This window comes from Ruegeria atlantica (genome assembly GCF_013033965.1).
GTDB lineage: Bacteria > Pseudomonadota > Alphaproteobacteria > Rhodobacterales > Rhodobacteraceae > Ruegeria > Ruegeria atlantica_D.
On sequence record NZ_WQFE01000001.1, the window covers coordinates 34,806 to 54,910 of the forward strand.

The 20,105-nt window shown below is 57.7% G+C and carries 16 protein-coding genes, 2 tRNA genes and 2 pseudogenes; 11 read left to right on the plus strand and 9 right to left on the minus strand.

Translation table 11 applies throughout. From position 1 onward, the window contains the following. Nucleotides 1-42 precede the first annotated feature (42 nt). From glpX to GOW16_RS00225, 4 genes are all read left to right on the plus strand, one after another. Complete coding sequence (gene glpX / locus GOW16_RS00210; protein WP_170409115.1) at nucleotides 43-1,026, plus strand: class II fructose-bisphosphatase; 984 nt, start codon at nucleotides 43-45, stop codon at nucleotides 1,024-1,026. Between the two features lie 90 nt (nucleotides 1,027-1,116). After that, nucleotides 1,117-2,859 carry a single-stranded-DNA-specific exonuclease RecJ gene (gene recJ, locus GOW16_RS00215; protein WP_170409117.1) on the plus strand — a complete coding sequence of 581 codons (1,743 nt, stop codon included), beginning with the start codon at nucleotides 1,117-1,119 and terminating at the stop codon, nucleotides 2,857-2,859. 98 nt (nucleotides 2,860-2,957) lie between these two features. Further along, nucleotides 2,958-3,032 (plus strand) — tRNA-Glu (locus GOW16_RS00220). Between the two features lie 24 nt (nucleotides 3,033-3,056). Continuing rightward, nucleotides 3,057-3,131: transfer RNA gene (locus tag GOW16_RS00225), tRNA-Glu, on the plus strand. Nucleotides 3,132-3,141: 10 nt separating this feature from the next. On the opposite strand, the gene GOW16_RS00230 is transcribed toward GOW16_RS00225, so the two are convergent. The 8 genes from GOW16_RS00230 to GOW16_RS00265 form a co-directional block, all read right to left on the minus strand. Beyond that, nucleotides 3,142-4,983 carry a V-type ATP synthase subunit A gene (locus tag GOW16_RS00230; RefSeq protein WP_170409119.1) on the minus strand — a complete coding sequence of 614 codons (1,842 nt, stop codon included), beginning with the start codon at nucleotides 4,981-4,983 and terminating at the stop codon, nucleotides 3,142-3,144. Further along, on the minus strand, nucleotides 4,980-5,672 hold the full coding sequence (locus GOW16_RS00235; RefSeq protein ID WP_170409121.1) for a hypothetical protein: 693 nt from the start codon (nucleotides 5,670-5,672) through the stop codon (nucleotides 4,980-4,982). Before GOW16_RS00235 ends, GOW16_RS00230 begins: the two co-directional genes overlap by 4 nt. A gap of 1 nt (nucleotide 5,673) precedes the next feature. Beyond that, nucleotides 5,674-6,351, minus strand: coding sequence for a hypothetical protein (locus GOW16_RS00240; RefSeq protein WP_170409124.1), 678 nt, complete (start codon nucleotides 6,349-6,351; stop codon nucleotides 5,674-5,676). Then, nucleotides 6,351-6,794, minus strand: coding sequence for an ATP synthase subunit C (locus tag GOW16_RS00245; RefSeq protein WP_170409126.1), 444 nt, complete (start codon nucleotides 6,792-6,794; stop codon nucleotides 6,351-6,353). The genes GOW16_RS00240 and GOW16_RS00245 overlap by 1 nt, the downstream gene beginning before the upstream one ends. Then, complete coding sequence (locus tag GOW16_RS00250; protein ID WP_170409128.1) at nucleotides 6,791-8,587, minus strand: V-type ATP synthase subunit I; 1,797 nt, start codon at nucleotides 8,585-8,587, stop codon at nucleotides 6,791-6,793. The genes GOW16_RS00245 and GOW16_RS00250 overlap by 4 nt, the downstream gene beginning before the upstream one ends. Then, on the minus strand, nucleotides 8,584-9,189 hold the full coding sequence (locus GOW16_RS00255) for a V-type ATP synthase subunit D (RefSeq protein ID WP_170409130.1): 606 nt from the start codon (nucleotides 9,187-9,189) through the stop codon (nucleotides 8,584-8,586). The genes GOW16_RS00250 and GOW16_RS00255 overlap by 4 nt, the downstream gene beginning before the upstream one ends. Beyond that, the gene (locus tag GOW16_RS00260; RefSeq protein ID WP_170409132.1) at nucleotides 9,167-10,528 is read right to left on the minus strand and encodes a V-type ATP synthase subunit B; all 1,362 of its coding nucleotides are present in this window, start codon (nucleotides 10,526-10,528) and stop codon (nucleotides 9,167-9,169) included. Before GOW16_RS00260 ends, GOW16_RS00255 begins: the two co-directional genes overlap by 23 nt. Before the next feature lie 189 nt (nucleotides 10,529-10,717). Continuing rightward, nucleotides 10,718-12,121, minus strand: a complete 1,404-nt coding sequence (locus GOW16_RS00265) for an MATE family efflux transporter (RefSeq protein WP_254429649.1) — start codon at nucleotides 12,119-12,121, stop codon at nucleotides 10,718-10,720. Between the two features lie 253 nt (nucleotides 12,122-12,374). Between GOW16_RS00265 and GOW16_RS00270 the strand changes: the two genes are divergently transcribed. From GOW16_RS00270 to GOW16_RS22725, 7 genes and pseudogenes are all read left to right on the plus strand, one after another. Continuing rightward, a complete protein-coding gene (locus tag GOW16_RS00270; RefSeq protein ID WP_170409134.1) occupies nucleotides 12,375-13,787 on the plus strand; it encodes a GMC oxidoreductase in 1,413 nt (470 codons plus the stop codon). Continuing rightward, nucleotides 13,784-14,215: a hypothetical protein gene (locus GOW16_RS00275; protein ID WP_170409135.1), complete on the plus strand. Its 432-nt coding sequence runs from the start codon at nucleotides 13,784-13,786 to the stop codon at nucleotides 14,213-14,215. Before GOW16_RS00270 ends, GOW16_RS00275 begins: the two co-directional genes overlap by 4 nt. A 118-nt stretch (nucleotides 14,216-14,333) precedes the next feature. After that, nucleotides 14,334-14,743 (plus strand): annotated as a pseudogene (locus GOW16_RS22710) (DUF3604 domain-containing protein); the annotation flags it as partial. Between the two features lie 33 nt (nucleotides 14,744-14,776). Continuing rightward, nucleotides 14,777-15,061: pseudogene (locus tag GOW16_RS22715) on the plus strand (DUF3604 domain-containing protein); the annotation flags it as partial. 54 nt (nucleotides 15,062-15,115) lie between these two features. Further along, nucleotides 15,116-15,853 (plus strand): peptidylprolyl isomerase, encoded by a 738-nt coding sequence (locus tag GOW16_RS22635; RefSeq protein ID WP_254429670.1) that lies wholly within the window; start codon nucleotides 15,116-15,118, stop codon nucleotides 15,851-15,853. Between the two features lie 348 nt (nucleotides 15,854-16,201). Continuing rightward, the gene (locus tag GOW16_RS22720) at nucleotides 16,202-16,339 is read left to right on the plus strand and encodes a HupE/UreJ family protein (protein WP_368039867.1); all 138 of its coding nucleotides are present in this window, start codon (nucleotides 16,202-16,204) and stop codon (nucleotides 16,337-16,339) included. A 61-nt stretch (nucleotides 16,340-16,400) separates the two neighbouring features. After that, nucleotides 16,401-16,682, plus strand: coding sequence for a HupE/UreJ family protein (locus tag GOW16_RS22725; protein WP_302478035.1), 282 nt, complete (start codon nucleotides 16,401-16,403; stop codon nucleotides 16,680-16,682). Between the two features lie 39 nt (nucleotides 16,683-16,721). On the opposite strand, the gene GOW16_RS00290 is transcribed toward GOW16_RS22725, so the two are convergent. Next, nucleotides 16,722-19,826: an adenylate/guanylate cyclase domain-containing protein gene (locus GOW16_RS00290; protein ID WP_170409137.1), complete on the minus strand. Its 3,105-nt coding sequence runs from the start codon at nucleotides 19,824-19,826 to the stop codon at nucleotides 16,722-16,724. Nucleotides 19,827-20,105: the final 279 nt, after the last annotated feature.

A 20,105-nucleotide genomic window follows, 5' to 3' on the forward strand; every position in this document is an offset into this window, starting at 1 on the left:
TATGCCCGATGAAACGCCTTTATTGACCTGAGGATACAAAAAATGAGCGCTGCCAAAATCGATTTCAACGACCGCCTGTTGTCTCTGGGCCTTGCGCGGGTCGCAGAGCAGGCCGCCCTGGCCTCGGCCTCGCTGGTCGGACGCGGTGACGAAAAGGCCGCGGATCAGGCGGCAGTCAACGCGATGCGCGAACAGCTGAACCTGCTGGACATCGCCGGTGTTGTCGTCATCGGCGAAGGCGAGCGCGACGAAGCACCTATGCTTTACATTGGCGAAGAAGTGGGCACCGGAAACGGCCCCGGCGTAGACATCGCGCTGGACCCGCTGGAGGGCACCACGTTGACCGCCAAGGACATGCCGAACGCACTGACCGTGATCGCCATGGGGCCGCGCGGGTCAATGCTGCACGCGCCGGACGTCTACATGGACAAGCTGGCGGTTGGGCCGGGCTTTCCGGAAGGCGTGGTGAATCTGGACATGAGCCCGCGTGAACGCGTTGAGGCGCTGGCCAAGGCCAAAGATTGCAAACCTGCCGACATTACCGTTTGCATTCTGGAACGTCCCCGCCATGAGGCAATGATCGCCGAAGTGCGTGAAACCGGTGCTTCGATCCGCCTGATCACCGATGGTGATGTGGCCGGTGTCATGCACTGTGCCGAAAGTGAAGAGACCGGCATCGACATGTATATGGGTCAGGGTGGCGCGCCCGAGGGCGTTCTGGCCGCCGCCGCTCTGAAATGTATGGGTGGTCAGATCTTTGGCCGCCTGCTGTTCCGCAATGATGATGAACGTGGCCGCGCCGCCAAGGCGGGCATTACCGATCTGGACCGCGTTTATGCCCGCGATGAAATGGTAACTGCGGACGTGATCTTTGCCGCAACCGGCGTGACCGGCGGCTCTTTGTTGCCGCGCATCAAGCGTGAGCCGGGCTGGGTTGAAACCACCACCCTGCTGATGCGGTCAAAGACCGGCTCGGTGCGGCGCATGTCCTACCGCACGCCGATGTGGTCGCACGACAACGCGTAACCGCTTGCGCCTTTGCCTTTGACAGAGGTATCGATAAATACAATGAGGCCGGGTCCGAGAGGGTCCGGCCTTGGCATATGAGGGGCAGGCATGAGCTTTTTAGGGGTTGAGCAGTCACTGACCGGACGACGTTGGATCGGGCCGGAGGCCGAGGTCGAACGCGCAACGGAAATGCTGGTGCAGCAGGCTGGCCTGCCGCGCGCGGTGTGTCAGGTACTCGCGCGTCGCGGCGTTCCGCCAATGGAAGCGCAGAGTTTTCTGGACCCAAAGCTGAAAGAGCTGCTGCCTGATCCCCGGTCCATGAAAGATATGGAGACGGCTGCCACCCGCTTTCTGGACGCCGTCCGGACCAAGCAACGGATTGCAGTTTTTGCTGATTATGACGTCGATGGCGGCAGCTCGGCGGCCCTGCTGCTGGTGTGGCTGCGCCAGTTGGGGTTGCAGGCGACGCTTTATGTGCCTGACCGGATTGATGAAGGCTATGGGCCGAACGTTCCTGCGATGCAGCAACTGGCCGCGTCGCATGACCTGATCATCTGCGTGGATTGCGGAACGCTTAGCCATGAACCAATTGCGGCTGCAAAAGGTGCAGATGTCATTGTGCTGGATCACCACCTTGGTGGTGAAACGCTGCCCGACTGTGTCGCGGTGGTGAACCCGAACCGACAGGATGAAAGCGGCGACCTGGGTTATTTCTGCGCCGCTGCCGTGGTGTTTTTGATGTTGGTCGAAGCCGGTCGGCAACTGCGAGAAGCTGGTGTCAAAGGCCCGAACCTGATCGGATTTCTTGACCTTGTGGCATTGGCAACCGTTGCGGACGTCGCTCCGCTGATCGACGCGAACCGGGCACTGGTCCGGCAGGGCCTGAAGGTCATGGCGCAACGGCAACGACCGGGATTGGTCGCGCTATCAGATGTGGCGCGCATGGATTCCGCACCCACCAGCTATCACCTGGGATTTCTGCTGGGGCCGCGCGTGAATGCGGGCGGGCGGATTGGTCAGGCCGATCTGGGCGCACGATTGCTGAGCACGGACTCGATGACCGAGGCCGAAGCTCTGTCTCAGAGGCTGGACGAGTTGAACACCGAACGGCGGGATATCGAAAACGCAGTCCGTGCAGCGGCGATGGAACAGGCCGAGGAGCGTGGGCTGGATGCGCCGTTGGTCTGGGCCGCAGGCGACGGTTGGCATCCCGGCGTTGTTGGCATCGTGGCGTCCCGCCTCAAGGAAAACGCCAACAGGCCCGCGATTGTCATCGGCTTTGAAGGGGACGAGGGCAAAGGTTCGGGGCGGTCGGTCTCGGGTGTTGATCTGGGTGCATCGATCCAGCGGTTGGCGGCTGAGGGCCTGTTGGTCAAAGGTGGCGGGCACAAGATGGCGGCCGGTTTGACAGTTATGCGGGATCAGTTGGAACCCGCCATGGAACGCCTCAGCGAACTGCTGGCCAAACAGGGTGCGGGCAAGGGCGGACCGGCAGATTTGAAGCTGGACGGTGCCCTTATGCCTGGCGCAGCCTCGGTCGACCTGATCGAACAGATTGAAAAGGCTGGCCCATTCGGGGCCAGCGCCGCTGCCCCGCGTTACGCTCTGCCGGACCTGCAGGTGCGCTTTGCCAAACGCGTGGGAGAATCGCATCTGAAGTTGTCTCTGGCAGATGGGATGGGCGGCGGTCTGGACGCTATCGCCTTTGGTGCCTTTGACGGCCCGATGGGTGAGCGGCTGTCCAATCACGGTGGTGCCCGGTTCCATTTCGCCGGGCGGCTTGAGGTCAACACCTGGGGCGGTCGGCAAAGCGTTCAGCTGAGACTGGAGGACGCGGCAGAGGCAAACTGAGCCTGTTTTCACCCTTGCCAAAAAAGTTTCGCATCCCTGCATTTTTCGGCTTGCGGGGGTCAGAGGTAAACCGTAAAAGGCCCTCCACAAGCCAGCGTGGCCCGTTCGTCTATCGGTTAGGACGCCAGGTTTTCAACCTGGAAAGAGGGGTTCGATTCCCCTACGGGCTACCACTTGTGCTTGTGCCATTAGCAGATGGCCCGTTCGTCTATCGGTTAGGACGCCAGGTTTTCAACCTGGAAAGAGGGGTTCGATTCCCCTACGGGCTACCACTTCCCTGATCTACACTCCGAACTTTTCGCGACACAGCTCCTGAATCTGTGCCCAGATGGATTTGAATTCCGGCGTGTTTTCTGCGGCATAGTGGAAGTTCTTCATGAGCCCGGTAAGCTGCGTGAATACCTGACGCACCTCGCCCTTGTCCGCAAAGCTCGCGGTTGATTGTGTGACATCATAGACCAGTTTGAATGTCATCTTCTGACGCTCAAGCGGCACAGTTGCGTCTACTTTGTCAAAGGCATCCTGCTGCAGATAAACCATATCTACGAACAGCGCTTTTTGCTGGGTCACGAAGTCTTCGATGGTGACGCCTTCTTCGCCGGTGACCTGCATCATCTGGTCTACCTGCTCGCCTTTTTCAATCAACGCCAGCAGATCGCGCACTTTACCTGTCCAACCGGGTTCGGCGTTTTTGTCGTACCAATCCGAAAGCTGATCCGTGTATCGCGACCAGCTGAGCATCGGATCAACGGCTGGATAGAACCGCTTGTAGGCACGCTCGGAAGACAACCCGAGGAAACACTTCACCGTGGACAGCGTTGACTGTGTTACCGGCTCGTCAAAATTGCCACCCGCGGGTGAAACTGTGCCGATCAATGTCAGGCTGCCTAGATCGCCATCATTGGTTTTCAGCGCCCCTGCCCGCTCGTAGAGGCCTTTGATCGAGCTTTCCAGATAGGCCGGAAAGCCCTCTTCGCCCGGAATTTCCTCAAGCTTGCCAGAGGTCTCGCGCATGGCCTGCGCCCAGCGGCTTGTACTGTCCGCGATCAGCAGGACGTCATAGCCCATCTGCCGGTAATACTCGCCCAGAGTGATGCCCGTGAAAATTGACGCCTCACGAGCCGCAACGGGCATCGAAGAGGTGTTACAGATGATAATCGTCCGGTCCATCAGGCTGCCGCCCGAGGTCGGATCGGTCATCTTGGGAAACTCGTGGATCGTTTCCACCACCTCGCCCGCGCGTTCGCCGCAGGCCACGACGATTACGATATCCACTTTGGAATTTCGCGCGATCAGATTTTGAAGCACCGTCTTACCCGCCCCAAACGGACCGGGAATACAGGCGGTACCACCGCGCGCGATGGGAAAGAAAGTGTCGATCAGTCGCTGCGAGGTCAGAACCGGTTCGGTCGGATACAGCCGTTCCGACAAGGTCCGTTTCAGGATATTTTCAGGCAAGGGCCGACGAACGGGCCATTTCTGGCACAGGGTCAGGGTGTGCTCACCGCCTTGCTCATCCTCAAGACGCGCAACAATCTCATGGATTGAGGCTGCGCCTTTTTGGACCCACACGACCTTATAGTCTCCGACCCAATTAAACGGCAGCATGATCTTATGGGTAAACCGGCCCTCCGGCACCGTGCCGATGCTGTCACCTGCGGTGACCGTATCCCCGACCTTAACCGAGGGCGTGAAGGACCACTTCGCCTGATCGTCCAACGGAGCAACATCTGCGCCACGCGGCAGGAACGTCCCGAACTCGGCGGCGACTTTTGGCAGGGGCGATTGCAGGCCATCAAACACCTGCCCCAGAAGACCAGGCCCAAGCTCGACCGAAAGCAATTGTCCCGATTGTTCCACCGGGTCACCAACGGCCACGCCATCGGTGCTTTCGTAGACCTGAACATCCGCCGTTTCCCCACGCACGCGTAGCACTTCGGCCTTCAGTCGCTCTTGCCGCCCACCGGGTCCTGAGCGCGAGGGCAGGATGAACACGACCTCGTTCTTGACCAGTTGCCCTGGAACCCCGGCGGCATCCTGGTTGGCCTGAATCTGCACCAGCCCTTCCTGGACCGAGACGACACGGGCGGTTGCGATTTGAACCGGGGGTGTTTGGGCAGTCATGCGCTTACTCTCTCAAAATCGAATTCTGCGACATTGGCCATGGCCTGCTGGGCCAGCTTCTCAAATCTTGTGGCTGCGTCCTGAGCGTTGCTTTGCGCCCATCGATCAAAAATGTTCCAGATCAGGACGTATATCGCCACGGCCTCAAAATCGAACAGGTGGCGGGCGGCGTACCGTTTCAGTTGCTTATGGCTGACCGACAGCAACAACCGCTCCAGACCCAAGGGGTCCTCGGCTTCTAACAGTTGACGCGCGTCCTTGATCCACGGCATCGGCACCGAAAGGCGGAAATCCGGGTCCCCCCAGTTGGCTGGAATGTGGCCGCTCCAACGTCCAATGCCATAAGTTCCCGAGGGCGGATTGCCTCCACGCGCGCGCAGGCGCAGTGCGGCAACAACAGTGCGCAGGTCCATCCGCTCAAGGAACAGGCTGCGCAAGGTTGGTTGCGGAATTTTGGCCAACGCCTGATTGCATCGCTGGACCGCCTGCGCATCCGTGATGTCCATGTCATATGCGCTCCAGTTCAACGCCTGCTCCAACACTTTCAGAACACGCGCATCCTCAGGGGTAAGCGCGGTCAAGCGGCGATCCAGCCGCAGCCGCGACAACGGGGGCTGCTTGGCCACGAACAGCCGCTCAGAGCCCGGCAGGCTGCTGATCAATGCGATATAGGCGTCGGGGTCCGACATCTCAGCGGATCACACCTTCCAGCACGGCACGGAACCGCGGCTGAAGATGCTCCATCAGCAATGAGGCGACCGCCTTGTCCGTCAGATCCAGAACTATGCCCTGATCTTCCGCGTGAACCCGGATACCGTTTTGGGTGTCATCTGAAGCCTGTAATTCGACCTGATCGCGCAACATGTCAGCTGTAAGCCCAAGAACATACTTGGTCAGTTTGCCGGACTGAATGTCATCCGCGTTCTGCTTGATGTCTTCCTGCGTTGCGACTTTGGCAGGCAGAATGATCTGGACCTTGCCATCCAGATTGACGCCATCAGCCTCTCGACCGACGACCTCCAAAATCATCTGTTTCAGCAATTTCGGGTCAGCCATTTCCTTGGTCACCAGACGTTCAACATCTTCGCGAAACCGGTCGGTCAATCCACCTTTCATGGTCAGAACTGCATCACGCATCGCGGTATTCAGCGCCTCTTCCCCCGCCGTACGGTATTTGTCGGAATCCGCTCGCGCCTTTTTTTGATACTCGTCCGCTTCACGTTTGGCGTCAGCCAGAATCTTGGCGGCTTCGGCCTTGGCCTCTGCCCGCAGCTTCTCGGCATCAGCTTTACCAGCGGCCACGCCATCGTTGCGCAATTTGTCAATCAGTGCGTCAACACCGTGAGTGATCATACCATCCTGTGCCATCAGCTAATCCCCGCACTGATCACCAATGCAAAGACGAAAGCAAACACCCCGAACCCTTCGATGATCGCCGCCGGAGCCAGCGCCAGGCCAAAGATTTCGGGCTTTTCCTTGGTTGCGTTGATCGCCGCCGCACAGGCCCGGCCCTGCCAGATCCCGCAGTACATCAACGCGATGCCGGACAGGATGCCGATCCCGAACAAGCCGCCTGCGTTTTCAGGCGTCACATCCCGGTTCAGGGTGAACATGATAACGATGCCGTAAATCACCATCGTTGAGGGAAAGGCTGAGACGCCCACAAAGCGACCGTATCCACCGTCGGTTTCCGTCATCGCACCAATACTGGCCATGCCAGCGATGGAACACCCGATGGCGCTGGAGGCCGCGCCCAACGCCATTGGCGCATAGATACCCAGCCAACCCAATGTCAAAACAAGCTCATTCATTCCTGAACCTCCTTGCGGGCGAACGGGCGAAAGACGATGCCTTCGTCCGGCAAACCCCATTTAAAGAATTCGATGTAATTGAGACGTAATCCGTGGACGACGCCGCTCATCATGGCGAGCGCGAAGTTGAGAATGTGGCCGATGATCAGGATCAGCAGGGCAAACAGTACGCCCAGCCCCTTGAGGGACTGCATCACCGAAACCGCCAGATCGTTGAACGTGATCGCCAGCGAGGCCGAGGCCAGCCCAAGCGCAAACAGGCGCATGTAGCTAAGTACGTCTCCGAAGGCGCCCATCGCTCCGGCAAGGCTTTGCAGCCCTTCGATCAGGCGCCACAACCAGTCGGTTGGCTTTTTGATGACCCGCTCGCTGGAGAACCAGACGATAGCTAGTACACCGATCCCCATTAACGTCGCACCTGGTACCGGAGAATTGCCCTTCATATAGCTGAGCCACAAAACAAACCCGCCGACCAGAGCAGCAATCCAGCCCAAGTTTGCGATGGCTTTTCGGTGCCCCCATGCCGCGCGGGCTGCAAGTGCATTGGCCAGCACAAGGTGCAAAACACCGACGACAATCGAAACCATCATCATCGCGCTGAAATTGTTCAGGTTGAGCAGGTTGAGCTTGGCCCAGAAAGATCCCGTGGGGGGCGATACGCCGAAGAAACTGCCGACTAGAACACCATAAAGGATCGTTGCACCCGAGATGATCACGCCGAACCGCCGCCACGACCTCTCCCTGGGCGTCGAATCAAGGCGTTTCCAGAATAGCAAAAGTCCAGCCAGGATAGTCGCCCCATAACCCGCATCTGCCACGATCATCGCAAAGAAGATCGCAAATGAAGCCGCGACGATCACACTTGGATCCCAATCCTTGTAACCCGGCACTTGATAAAACAGCGCCAAGTCTACGGCTGCACTGCGCTTTTCCGGTTGCTCCAACAAGGTAGGCGGGCTGTCTTCGGGGCCGGGTTTTTCGATTAGCACAGCGGCATCCTTGGCGTTTGCCATGTCCAGAACCGCGTCTATACGATCCTCGGGCACCCAGCCCTGAAGGGCAAACATCGCCTCTTCGTCGCGCACCTTTTGCGTGGCATGGGCCAGCTCAGCCGCGCTTTCGGCAACCGACAGGTTGCGCCGCATCAGCGTCAAATACCGGGTCTGTGCGACTCGCTCAGCCTCCAGCGCCTCGATCGCGATCTCGGCTTCTTCCAGCTGCGCCTCAAGCTCGTGAATGGGCAGCGATCCTGTGTGCGTGCGCGGGACCGGGAGGATATCGTCATCCGGCTCATCCGGGGCGATTAGTACGGCATAGATGAACCTATGGTCCTGCTCGAGTATGGCCCAGGGCAACTCCAAGGCTTCCAACGCGTCGCGATGCTTGAGCGGCAATTGATAGAACCACAATCGGTTCCCTGCCAAAACATCGTCGGGCGGGAAGTCCAGATCACCCCAGGGGCGCACCTGCCTGATCCGGTTGGCAAGAAAGTCCCTCTGGTCCGTCATATCGCGGGTCCGCTGCATCAGGTCCAACACATCCTTGACGAACTGGTCCATGTCGAAACCGGGATCACGCTGTATCTGTCGGCGCGGTTCGGACACGTCATTCAGAAACCGCAACGCCTTATAAGCATCCCGTGCACTACGTTCACTGATCTTTTCCGGCTCTGCGGGTGGCGGGGCCAGCGGCAGGACGTGCATGCATCCCAGATCCTGCAGCGCCTCAAGCGTCGCGGTCTTTTGGCTTACCCGTCCGACCAATGACAGCTTCTTGAGCCGCGCAACACTCACGACACAGCCTCCTGCGCATGTTTTCGTTTCGAGATTTTCGAACGGACCACAGCTTGCATCTGCTCATCACTCAGGTAGATGCGGATCTTCTTGATATTGGCCTTGGCGCGCGGGATCAGAACCTTTTCGAACAGGTTGACACGCTGCGTGATTGTAGCAACGGCCTTGTCGAAAATCCTGACCCGCTCTTCGGCTACTTTGACCCGTAGACGCGCCTCGATCATATCGTGCAGCAAACGAGCCGCCGCATCGACCCAGTGAGGTTTGGCCAAATAGGAATACGGGCGCACCGCAACCTCAATCCGGTCCAGCGCAGGCATCTTGACCCCCACGACGTTGACCTCTTTGACCTTGTAGTCCTTCAGCTCGACCAACCCCTCCAGATCGACGCCCTGTTGCGCCAGCATCGGCAGCTTTTCTCCAACCTTTTTCGCCAGTTCCTGCACCTCATCCTGAAGGCGCTGTACATGTTCGCGCGCCTTGGCGCGCTCGGCCATCAATTGCTGACGTTTGAGGTCCAGCGACGGCAGAAACCGCTCAAAGCTTTTTAGCTGTACCTGCTCACGCGCGAGCGACGATTTATTCAGCTGCAACCGCGCCATCGGCATCCTTTGGGAAATACTTGTCAATCAAGGCTTGTTTCATCAGCAATTGTTCAGGCGCGAAACATTCGGCCAGCGTTTTCCAGCCTAGATCCAGCGCATCCTCAAGCAGGATCGAGACGTTGATGTCCATGAACCGGGCTCTGAAGAGATCGCCGAATTTCAGCAACTGATGGTCGTAATCCGACAGATCAAACGCCATCGCCTGCTTTTGCGCAGCATCCCGGCTTTCGGAATAAAACCGGATCATCGTGTTCATGATCTGACTGTGATCCTCGCGCGTGGTTTTGCCGATCACGTTCTGCTTCAGGCGCGACAGGCTGCCAAACGGGTCAATCACACCCGAGTGCAAATAGATCTGCCCCTCGGTGATATAGCCCGTGTTATCCGGCACCGGGTGGGTCACGTCATTGCCGGGCATCGTGGTCACGGTCAGCACTGTGACCGATCCACCCTTGGCATAGTCGCAGGCTTTTTCGTATCGGCGCGCCAGTTGCGAATACAGGTCACCCATATAGCCACGCTGCGACGGTACGCGTTCCTGACTGATCCCCACCTCTTTCATTGCGTCGGCATAGGCGGTCATGTCGGTCAGCAAGACTAGCACGCGCTTGCCCTCTTCCACCGCAAACCTCTCGGCCACAGCCAGCGCCATATCGGGAACAAGCAGCCGTTCGACCAACGGATCCATCGCCTGATTGACGAACATCACAGTGCGCGAGAACACACCTGCATCCTCGAAGGATGTGCGGAAGGTAAAGTAGTCGTCGAAGATCAGCCCCAGCCCGCCAAAGACCACGATATCGGCATCTGCCTGAATGCCGATCCGACTGAGGAACGCGTTGAACGGCTCACCGGAAACCGAAAAAATCGGGATTTTCTGGCTTTCGACCAGAGTGTTGAACACGTCGATCATCGGCACGTCTGTTCGGATCATCTTGTTGGGCACGGCGCGTTCTGCCGGGTTCACAGTTGGCCCGCCGATATCCACGCGCGGCTCGGATGACAGGTCGGGTCCACCGTCGATTGACACGCCCGCACCATCAAAAACGCGACCCAGAATGTTCTGTGAATACGGGGTCTGCATCGGGTGACCCAAAAACGTCGCCGTAGCCTCGGTCGAGATCCCCTTGGTGCCGGAAAACACCTGCAGAGTGACAACATCCCAGTCAATCAAGATCGCCTGAGCCAATGTCTTGTGGCCGTCCACGGATTCGATCACCGCCAGATCATTGAAACGGACTGCCGCATCTTTCGATCCGTTCAGAGGCACCCTTACCTTGATCGTGTCTCCGACAATCTCAAGAACGCGCGTGTACTTCAAAAGACTTCCGGACATGGCTCATCCTCGGTCGTGAAAGGCGTTTTTTCAAATCAACGCCCAATTTTTCTTGGCGTTTTATGCAATTATTAGCCCAGCTTACAACGAATTCATGAATTGGCAAATGAGCATGTAGCAGCTGCGACAAGAGCGTCGAAACCGCCCTAAAGGCCAAAAAACGTGGCGTTCACGCAAGGCTCGGACGGCTTACCACCCTCTACGCCCGAACAGGGATTGCAACCTGCTTTGCCCGGCAAAAGGATCGACCTCTGTTGGCGCCGTCAGGCCCGAGACGACGCCGCGCACCAATACCCAGCAGATTGCGGCGAAAATCACTCCACCCAGCGCTTGCCCCAACAATACACCCGGAGCGCCTGCGAAATAGGCTCCGGCCACCGCAAAGGGCCATGTGCCTAACGTATGACGACCCCAGTTCACCCAAGTCGAATAGATGGGATAACCAAGGTTGTTGAAGCTGGCATTTGCGACGAAAATCACCCCATTGAAGAAGGATGCAAGTGCCAGCGGTCCGCAGAACAGATAGATCAGCGCCCGCGTCTCGCCTTGTGCTTGAAACAAGTCGGCGATTGGCGCGCGCAGCAAAAACAACACCGTTGCCATCAGGACGACATAGATTGCGGTGAATTTCACGCCGGCCAGAAACGCACCTTTCACCCGGTCATACTGCCCCGCCCCAAAATTCTGCCCGACGATCGGACCTATCGCCCCGGACAATGCAAACACAACAGAAAAGGCGACGGGCATCAGCCGCCCTATCACCGCCATGCCAGCCACTGCGTCTGTGCCAAATTGCGCGACCTCACGGATGACGATGGCGTTGCCGACTGGTGTGGCGACATTGGTCAGAACCGCAGGAATGGCGATCGCCCGCACGGGATGAAGGTCTTCCATCACTTGACCCAACGACGGTCGCGCGAAACCCCGGTGCACGCGCACTGCAGGACGGACCGCTGCAATCAGCATACAGATACGCGCAATGACCGAAGCAATGGCCGCACCGTCCAAGCCAAGCCCAACAGCAAAGATCAGGATCGGATCCAACACAGCGTTCGCAAGCCCGCCATAAATCGTAGCCTGCATCGAACGGCGCGCATCACCGTGTGCGCGCAGCACGGCCATACCGGTCATTGCCACCGCCATCACCCACATGGTTGGCAGAATGATACTGACATATCGCGCGGCCAGTTGCAGAACCTCACCCTGCGCGCCCAGCAAAGATAGAAGGAACTTGAGATTAATCATGACGATAGCAGACACAACCAATCCCATCAGGATTCCAAGAAGTGCAACGCTCGTTCCGAATTGCCGGGCTTTGTTAGGCTGCCCCGCCCCCAATTCCCTGGCGACAAGAGCCCCGGCCGCGATCGACAGCCCGACATTGATCGAGTTGGTGAAAAACAAAAGCGTGCCCGCATAGCCGACCGCAGCAGCCAGCGCGTCGTTGCCCAGCATCGAGATGAACACCATGTCCACGAAATCCACGGCAAAGATCGCCATCAGACCAATACTGGTGGTCAGCGACATACGTGTCACGTGCCGCATCAGACTGCCGGTTAAAAAGACAGCCATGCCCGTCGGTTTCTGCGTCATTGGCCTGTCCGTCTCCTTGTCCTTTGATGCAATCTGCCCGTGATGGGCGCCGATCAGCAACATCAAACTGTTACTGGACGTCCTCAACTGTTTTGTTTTTCGTGAAAAGGGTCACCGAGCCCTATCAAAAATCATGGCCGCATCGACCTGTTGATTTGCGCCCTGCCATTTTCATGCCATACTGAGATGGATTGTTGTTCGACGCTGATTTTCAGCCCTTTGTTTGAAGAGTAAAATAGGTCAACCTGTTGCTATGCGGCGCGTATCCTTAGATGAAGCCAGTTCTCGTGAATGGGACGTCATTATTGCAGGAACCAGTTTTTCCGCGATGTTCTTTGGCCATGGTCTTCCGCCCGATCTGAACGTTCTCTTTGTCGAAAAAGGCGTCGAGTACCCGCATTCGGATCAACTGGAGAACGGATGGGCCGTGCGCGAGACGTTCAATCAGCGCAACAGCTCGGGCCTGACAAAGAACTGGGTTGCGTTCACCCTTTTCGGCGGGAACTCGAACTATTGGTGGGGCAATGTTCCGCGATTTCATCCGGATGATTTTGCACTGAACAGCAAGTTTGGCGTTGGGATGGACTGGCCCATTACCTACCGGGATCTTGAACCGTTTTGGGAACGGGTCGAGGATATCATCGAAGTGGCCGGTGGTGGATCGGAACACATTTTGCCGCGTCGCAATCCGTTCCCCCATCCCCCGCATACGCCGTCACGTGCCGACGCAGCGCTGCGTGAGTCTTCGCCGCTTTGGGTTCCCGTATCCAGCGCTGCGTCCAACGGCGGTTCGCGCCCGACATGCTGCGTGAACGGTGTATGCCGGATCTGCCCGATCGACGCGAAGTTCACTGTTCTGAATGGCCTGGACAAACTCACTCACCCCGGCGCGCATTACCTGTTCGGCACCGAAGTACGCGCCGTTGATATCGAGGGCGGACGTGCGAGCGGGGTCCGCGTCAAAACCGCTGATGGTGATGACGCACGCCTGAGTGCCAGTATCGTCGCTCTGGGCACCAACGGTATTTTCAATGCGGCCATCCTACAACGTTCAGACGTTCGGAATGACGCTCTGGGCAAGTATCTGCACGAACAGGCCGTCATTGATGTCCACGTCGACACCGCCAACATCAAGGCGTTTTTTGGCGGAACATCGGAAACCGGGCATGGCTATCACTTCTACCATGACATTGACCGCAGAGTGGCAGCGGCTGGTTTGATTGAGACTGTGAACGCGCCGGTCTCTGTCCGACGGGAACATGGCAAATGGGCAAACCGCATCCACATGCGCATTGCTGTTGAGGACCTGCCGCTTGCCGAAAATCGGGTCTTTCTGGAAGACGACGAACCGGTCATCGAATGGACTGGGTATTCCGACTATGCCAAACGCGGTATCAAGCGGGCGAAAGCTGGTCTGCCCGACATCATCCCCGACACAATCGAACATCTGTGGGTTTCGGACATTTTGCCGTCGGACGCTCATATTCAGGGCACGCACCGGATGGGTCTGTACGCCGAGGACTCGGTCGTCGACGACAGGCTGCGCCTGCATTCCGCACCCAATGTCTTTGTACTTGGTTCGGGTGCATTCCCGACCTGCTCGCCTGCCAACCCGTCCCTGACAATCTCGGCGCTGGCGTTACGTGCGTCGGAGGTGGTCTCATGAAGCTTTCCCGCCGCAAAGTTATCGCACTGGGTACCGGCGTTGTCGGCGTCGGCCTGGCGTTTCGGTCGATCAAGGGGCACGGCATCGCCGGACATGCGCTGGATGTGATCCGCGACGTTTATGGCCCCGAAATCGCGGCTGATCCGTCAGCGCATGAATTCGCGCAAGCCTATGAGGACTTCGTCCTCGAAAAGGGCACGCAGGGCCAGGTGCTTGATATGGTCTACTGGACCGGCCTTCAGGATGTTCCCTATGTCAGCCAAAAGCTCAGCCGGATTAACGACAGCGTCGTCGACAAGTTCGCGACCTCAACAAATGTAATCCTTGCCACCGAACTGGGCAAACCTCTGGAATTTGTTGCTTTGTTCGATCCGTTTCAAAACACTTGCCAGAACCAGTTGGGCGCGCAGGGATACACCGTGGCGTGATCATGCCACAGCGGATTGGTTACCCAGCATTTCTAACCCACATCGGACACCTACCCGCATCAGGTTCGACTGAAAGATAGAAAAGCACTGCCTGAATCTGCGCATTAAGTTATAAAAAATGAATATACTGAATTTTCGATATTCAATTGGCTCGAAGACCTGGAGAGGTTTCAATGCTTCGACTTACAACATATTTAGTATCTTTGCTCACACTACCGGCATTCGCCTGGGCCGACGCTATCCCCAGCAAATAGTCTGCCGAAGGCACCTTCGTTGGCCGCCCCTACTCTCCCTATACCAACCGATCCATTCCCGAACTACCGCCACGCACTTGCACACAGGTTTGTCGCTGGATGCGGGCGCGTTCGGCAACACTGTGCTGCGCGACGACGCATGGCGGTTTGCAAAGGGGAAACAGGTTTTTTCTTCGCCCAGCCAGCCCGTCAGACTGGCGCGCCCGCTGGACTGGATGGTGTTGACGGGTCACACGGACCTCATGGGATTTGCGCCGGACCTGCAAGCAAGAAAACCAGGCGTATTCGCCGACCCGAAAGGTCTGGAATGTACGAAGGATACAAAGCCGGGGGCGAGGACGCGGCCAAGGCGCCGTACACGTGGCTTGAGGAATACGAAGCAAAAACCGGGGGCCGCTCGGTTGCGTTTGCCTATAACGGCAATCTGTCCAACGGCTGGATGTTCCCCACCGATGACACCTACCACGGGAGCAAGGTCGACGAAGAATACGTTCAGAAGCGCGCCAAATGAGAACCCCATTACGAAGTCACCCAGATCAAAGGTGATGGCGAAGCGCACCCCTACCTCGGCCCGGATGACGCTTTCGCGGACTATGAAAACTGGATTGTCGGCAATCTTGATGTTACGGAGCTCAAAACTGACGACATGCGCGCCCGTAAGGGGTACAGCGCGCCATCGTTCCTGATTGACGCCTCCGTCCGAGAGGAAGTTCTGATGGGCGAAGCCCGCAAACTGGGTCTGGACCAGGGTGATCAGGTCATCCGAGCGCATCTGACACAAAAGATGGATTTTCTGACCGACGCTATCGCGGCCTCGGTCGAACCCGAGGCGCTGCAAGCCTTTCTGGGCGAGACCGCAGCCCCGGAAGCTGTCGAAAATGCAATCGAGGCCGCAAACGCACGGCAAGATTGGGGCAACATCGGCGTCACGACTCTACTTCCACAGTCGATGCCAATGACGGCGCTGCGCGTGGTGGATGCAAATTTTGGCGCAGGTTTTTCGGCGATACTGGGTAGTTTGGAGCCAGGCAGCCGGTCCGGCCCAGTACATTCCGCTTATGGTGTCCACATCGTTCGCGTGACCGACAGGCAAGATGTCCTAGTGCCCAAGCTGGAAGACATCCGGGATACCGTTTGCTGCCTTGGCGGCGCGAAGCGGGCTCGGAACTCGCACAAGCACAATATGAAAACCTTGCCTCGCAGTATCGGGTCGAAACACCTGCCATGGCACAGTCGGTCGAATGAAACGACTCTTGTGTCTCTTGTTCTCGGGCTGGCTGATGCTGACCGCTCAAGCGGGACACACACATGCGCTGGACCCGGGCTATTTGGGCAGGAGGCAATTGGCGTCCAACACTTGGCAAATCCTGTGGCGCAAGCCTGATGTGAATGGCCGCCCGATGGAAATCGATGCGTATTACCTGCCCAGTGTGTCCAATCCCGAGGACCCGAACCCCAGTCCGACGGAACAGCTTGGATTGCGACATGGGTTCGTGAATGCGAAGACGATATCGCTGGGAAAACCATCGCCATCGAAGGGCTCGAGCAACAGCGCAACGACGCTATACTGCGCGTCCAGCCTATCTCTGCGGCGCCATCGACCTATCGGTTCATACCCGACACGCCTACACTGGCCCTTCCTGAACGGCCAACGACTTGGTCGATTCTGACCAGCTATTTCCGCCTTGGATTCGAGCATATTCTGGAAGGTTGGGATCACCTTCTGTTTGTCATTGCTCTATTTGTCTTGGTGTGGGACCCATGGCGGTTGGTGGGGGCGGCGACGGCCTTTGCCGTTGCGCATTCGATCACGCTGGCCCTTGCAACGCCGGGTGTTCTGGATGTGCCCGCCCTCCGGTCGAAGCCGTGATTGACTTGTCGATCGTGTTCCTGGCGCTGGAAATACTCAAATAAAAGACGGTGAGCTACGCCTGTCCGAACAATACCCCTGGGTCGTCTGCTTTTGCTTCGGGCTGTTGCACGGGCTGGGATTTGCTGGCGCGCTGGCTGATATCCGAGTTCCTACTGACGATATCATCGCTGCCCTGTTGGCCTTCGACATCGGTGTCGAGGCTGGTCAGCTTTTGTTCATTGTCGCCCTGTCAGCACTGATCCTTGTCTGGCGTCATGTGCTGCCCACTTTGTTCCAAAGGGCCGGAACAATCGCCACTCCTGTCACCAAATGTGCCATCGGCTGCGCGTCAACGTATTAGCTGGCTGAGCGCGCCAGCGGGTCCTGAGTGGCCGGAGCACTATTTCGCGGCCTCCTCCTGCTGCAAACGTTCCTGAATCCGGCCCGTTTCGACCTGCGCCCAGCCTTCGTTGGTCAATTCCTGGTGGTTGCGCGCCTCGATCAAAATCTGCTGCGCGCCCTCTGGATCCCCGGCCTTCAAAGTCAGCTCGGCAATCAATGTCAAAAAGAACGGTTTGTAATTCCCCGCACCGCTTTCCCACCAGGTCTCGGCCGCCTGACGTACCGCGCTGATGTTGATGAAGGTCGGCGCGTCATACGCTATCGCCCAGTTGCGCCAAAGATTTGCGGTGATCGTCATGAAGGTAAACGAGTGTTTCTCGGACACGTCTTCAAGCTGTTGCACGGCCTTCAGAACATGATCCGGTTCCCGGCGTAAAATGTACAGCATACAAAGGTAAGTCAGCGCCTGGGCGATACTGTGTGCGTGCTTAAGATTCTTGGCGGCAGCGACAGCCTTTCGCTGGATACCAATAGCTTGCTCGGGGTCGCCTTTCAGGAATAGGGCCATACTAAGAAAACACGATGTTATGGCTGCGTGATCGGATCCGTAAACATAGGCAAGCCGTCCATGCAGGTCAGGTTGATAAAGGTCCAGCGCCTGCTGCAGATGTTCATGCGCTGCATCCAGATCACCGATATGCAACATGACTGCTCCCATCGCGCGATGAGCAATCATCACATGATGCACCTCCTCCGACTGCCCCGCCAGATCAAGGATTTGCTGAGCAACATCTTTCGCTAAATCATACTCGGCCCGCACCAGATGGAACGAGTACAGGCCGTTCAGTACAGGAAACAGGTTCTCGGTCTCGTCCAGACGGTTGCACAATTTCCGAATTCGGGCATAGACAGCGCCCGTTTCGTCTGCGGCAATGCCCGCGGTTGAGCGGGTAACGCCCGCGCGCAGCACCTGAATCTGGACTTCCTTTTGGTCACGTTCGACGGTGCTGTCCAATTCGCGCAACTGCTGTATCGCATGGCCAAGCTGGGTCACGGCTTCGACATTCGCAGATCGTTCGGCTGCGCGTTGGCCCGCAAGGTGCCACTGTTCGATGGCTTCACGGGGCATTGCCGCCATGGTGTAATGGTGCGCCAAAACTTCGGGGCCAGCGTCAGCCTGACTGCGCGTTCCGTGGTGCAAGGCTGCGGCCACGCGCGCGTGCAAACTGCGGCGCTCGCTTTTCAGCAGGCTGTTATAAGCCGTGTCACGAATAAGAGCGTGACGGTAAACAAATGTCTCTTTCGCCTGGTCTTGCGTTACAGAAACAATGCCCGCGTCGACTAAGAGATCCAGACCTGCCCGCAGCGCCTTATCTCCATATCCTGACACGTCGGCGATCAACCGATAGCTAAAATGCGGGCCGATCACGGAGCCGATCTGAGCGACCTCCTTCGCCGAGCTCAAACGGTCCAATCGCGCCATCAGCGCATCCTGCAACGTATTTGGGACCGACGGCGCAGGACCGGGCGCGCCGTCCAACCCAGGCACGTCCGCGCGACCGGCCAGTTTACCGGATTCCAGCAGATCTTTTGTCACCTCTTCAACATAGAGCGGTACACCGTTCGTCCGGGCCGCGATCACTCCGAAAACCTCGGGCGAGACCGGCTTACCCCTCGCCACCTCATGAACGATTTCACGGACCTGCGCGAAATCCAACTGCATGAGAGGGATATGAGTGACATTCGGCTTGGCAGACCAGTCCGGATCAAAAGCGATCCTGTACGTCATGACGACCAGAACCCGTGCGTCCAAAACCTGATCTACAATCCGATCAAGCAAAGCTTTGGTTGTCGGATCAATCCAATGCGCATCTTCAAATAGGAACAAGACCGGTTTTTGCCCGGCAGCGGCAATCAGGTGATCGGCCAACATATCCAGGGTCTGGTCCATGATTTGCTGAGGTGTCAGATCAAGCGAACCAAGCTGGTCTTCGAATGGAACAGACAAAAGACCTGCTGCCAACTTCAAGACGTGGTCGGACGGGTCTCCCAGGTGCCCGGCGATTTTCTTGAGCCGCGCGCCATCCGTATCATCAGCACGCAGGTCCGCAGCGTTTTCAAGCTGACGGATCACCGGGTAAAGCGCACTTGTTTCGTGATACGGAGAACACTGAAACCGCATTTGCAGTACCTCTGTGTCGGCCACGCCCAACCGCAGTTCTTCGATCAATCTGGATTTGCCGATACCCGCTTCGCCTGACACCAATGCGACCTGTCCCTGCCCGGCGCAAGCCAGTGCCCATTTGCTGCGCAGGACGTCGTATTCTGCATCACGACCGATCAATGGGCTTAGTGCGGCGCTTTCAGCTGTCATAAACCGGCTGATCGTTTTGCGCGTTCTTGTGACCTGCCAGGCCTCGACCTCTTTCGCGAAGCCCTTGAGCTTGAATGCACCGCGCAGAACATACTCGAACGCATCACCCGCCAGTTGGTGTGTGGTCGGTGCGACGATCAGAGTACCGGGATCAGCCATAGCCTGAAGGCGGGCCGCTAGGTTTGGCGTTTCGCCCATTGCTGTGCCGTCCTCGAACATGTTCTCACCGCGCAAATCACCGACGACGACTAACCCGGTCGCGATGCCAATCCGCACCTCAAGCTGGGCGTGGGTTCGGATTTCGGGCATCTCCTGAATTATCCGGAGACCGGCACGTATCGCGCGTTCGGGGTCATCCTCATGCGCATGAGGAAACCCGAAAAAGACCATGATGCCGTCGCCGTAGTAACTGGCTATATGACCATCGAATGCGGCCACAGCCGCTGCGCAGGTTTCCTTGAAGAGACGCAAAACCTCGGCAAGATCCTCCGGGTCCAAGCGCTGTGCGATCTCGGTCGATCCGACGAGATCGATGAACATAACAGTCAACTGCCGCCGCTCGGCAACGATTGTCGGGCTGAGCATCGCATGAACAGACGGTACGTTGGACCCGGACTGCTCACGCATCGCTTTCGCAAACCGCCGCCGCGGCCCAAGCGGCAGGCCAATTGAAATGAGATCGTCTTCCGTCAGCTCAGACAGATCACCCACCACTATTTCATGGCGGGCAAAGGCCTTGGCGTATTTTGACAGGCCGTGTTCTTCCAGCCATACCTCGATTTCAGACATTCAATCGTTTCGTTTTCCTCAAACAGATACAGGGACTTTCAAGCGAACCGTCCCTGATACGCCCGGCAAATCGGAATAGACAGCTTAGTTGCCAGCAGTTCCGACGGGGCTTACCCTCATCAAGGACGAGGCCAAAGCTTTGGTCAAGTTAAAGAATACGGGCTGATCAACAGGTGCGTTTGGCTGAAACCTACGCAACGGAATGGTGGCAACCTTGGGCGTTACGCCTTTTACTCGGTCGAAATCCGGGGAGAAACGGGAGGGGACCGGTACGTCCGG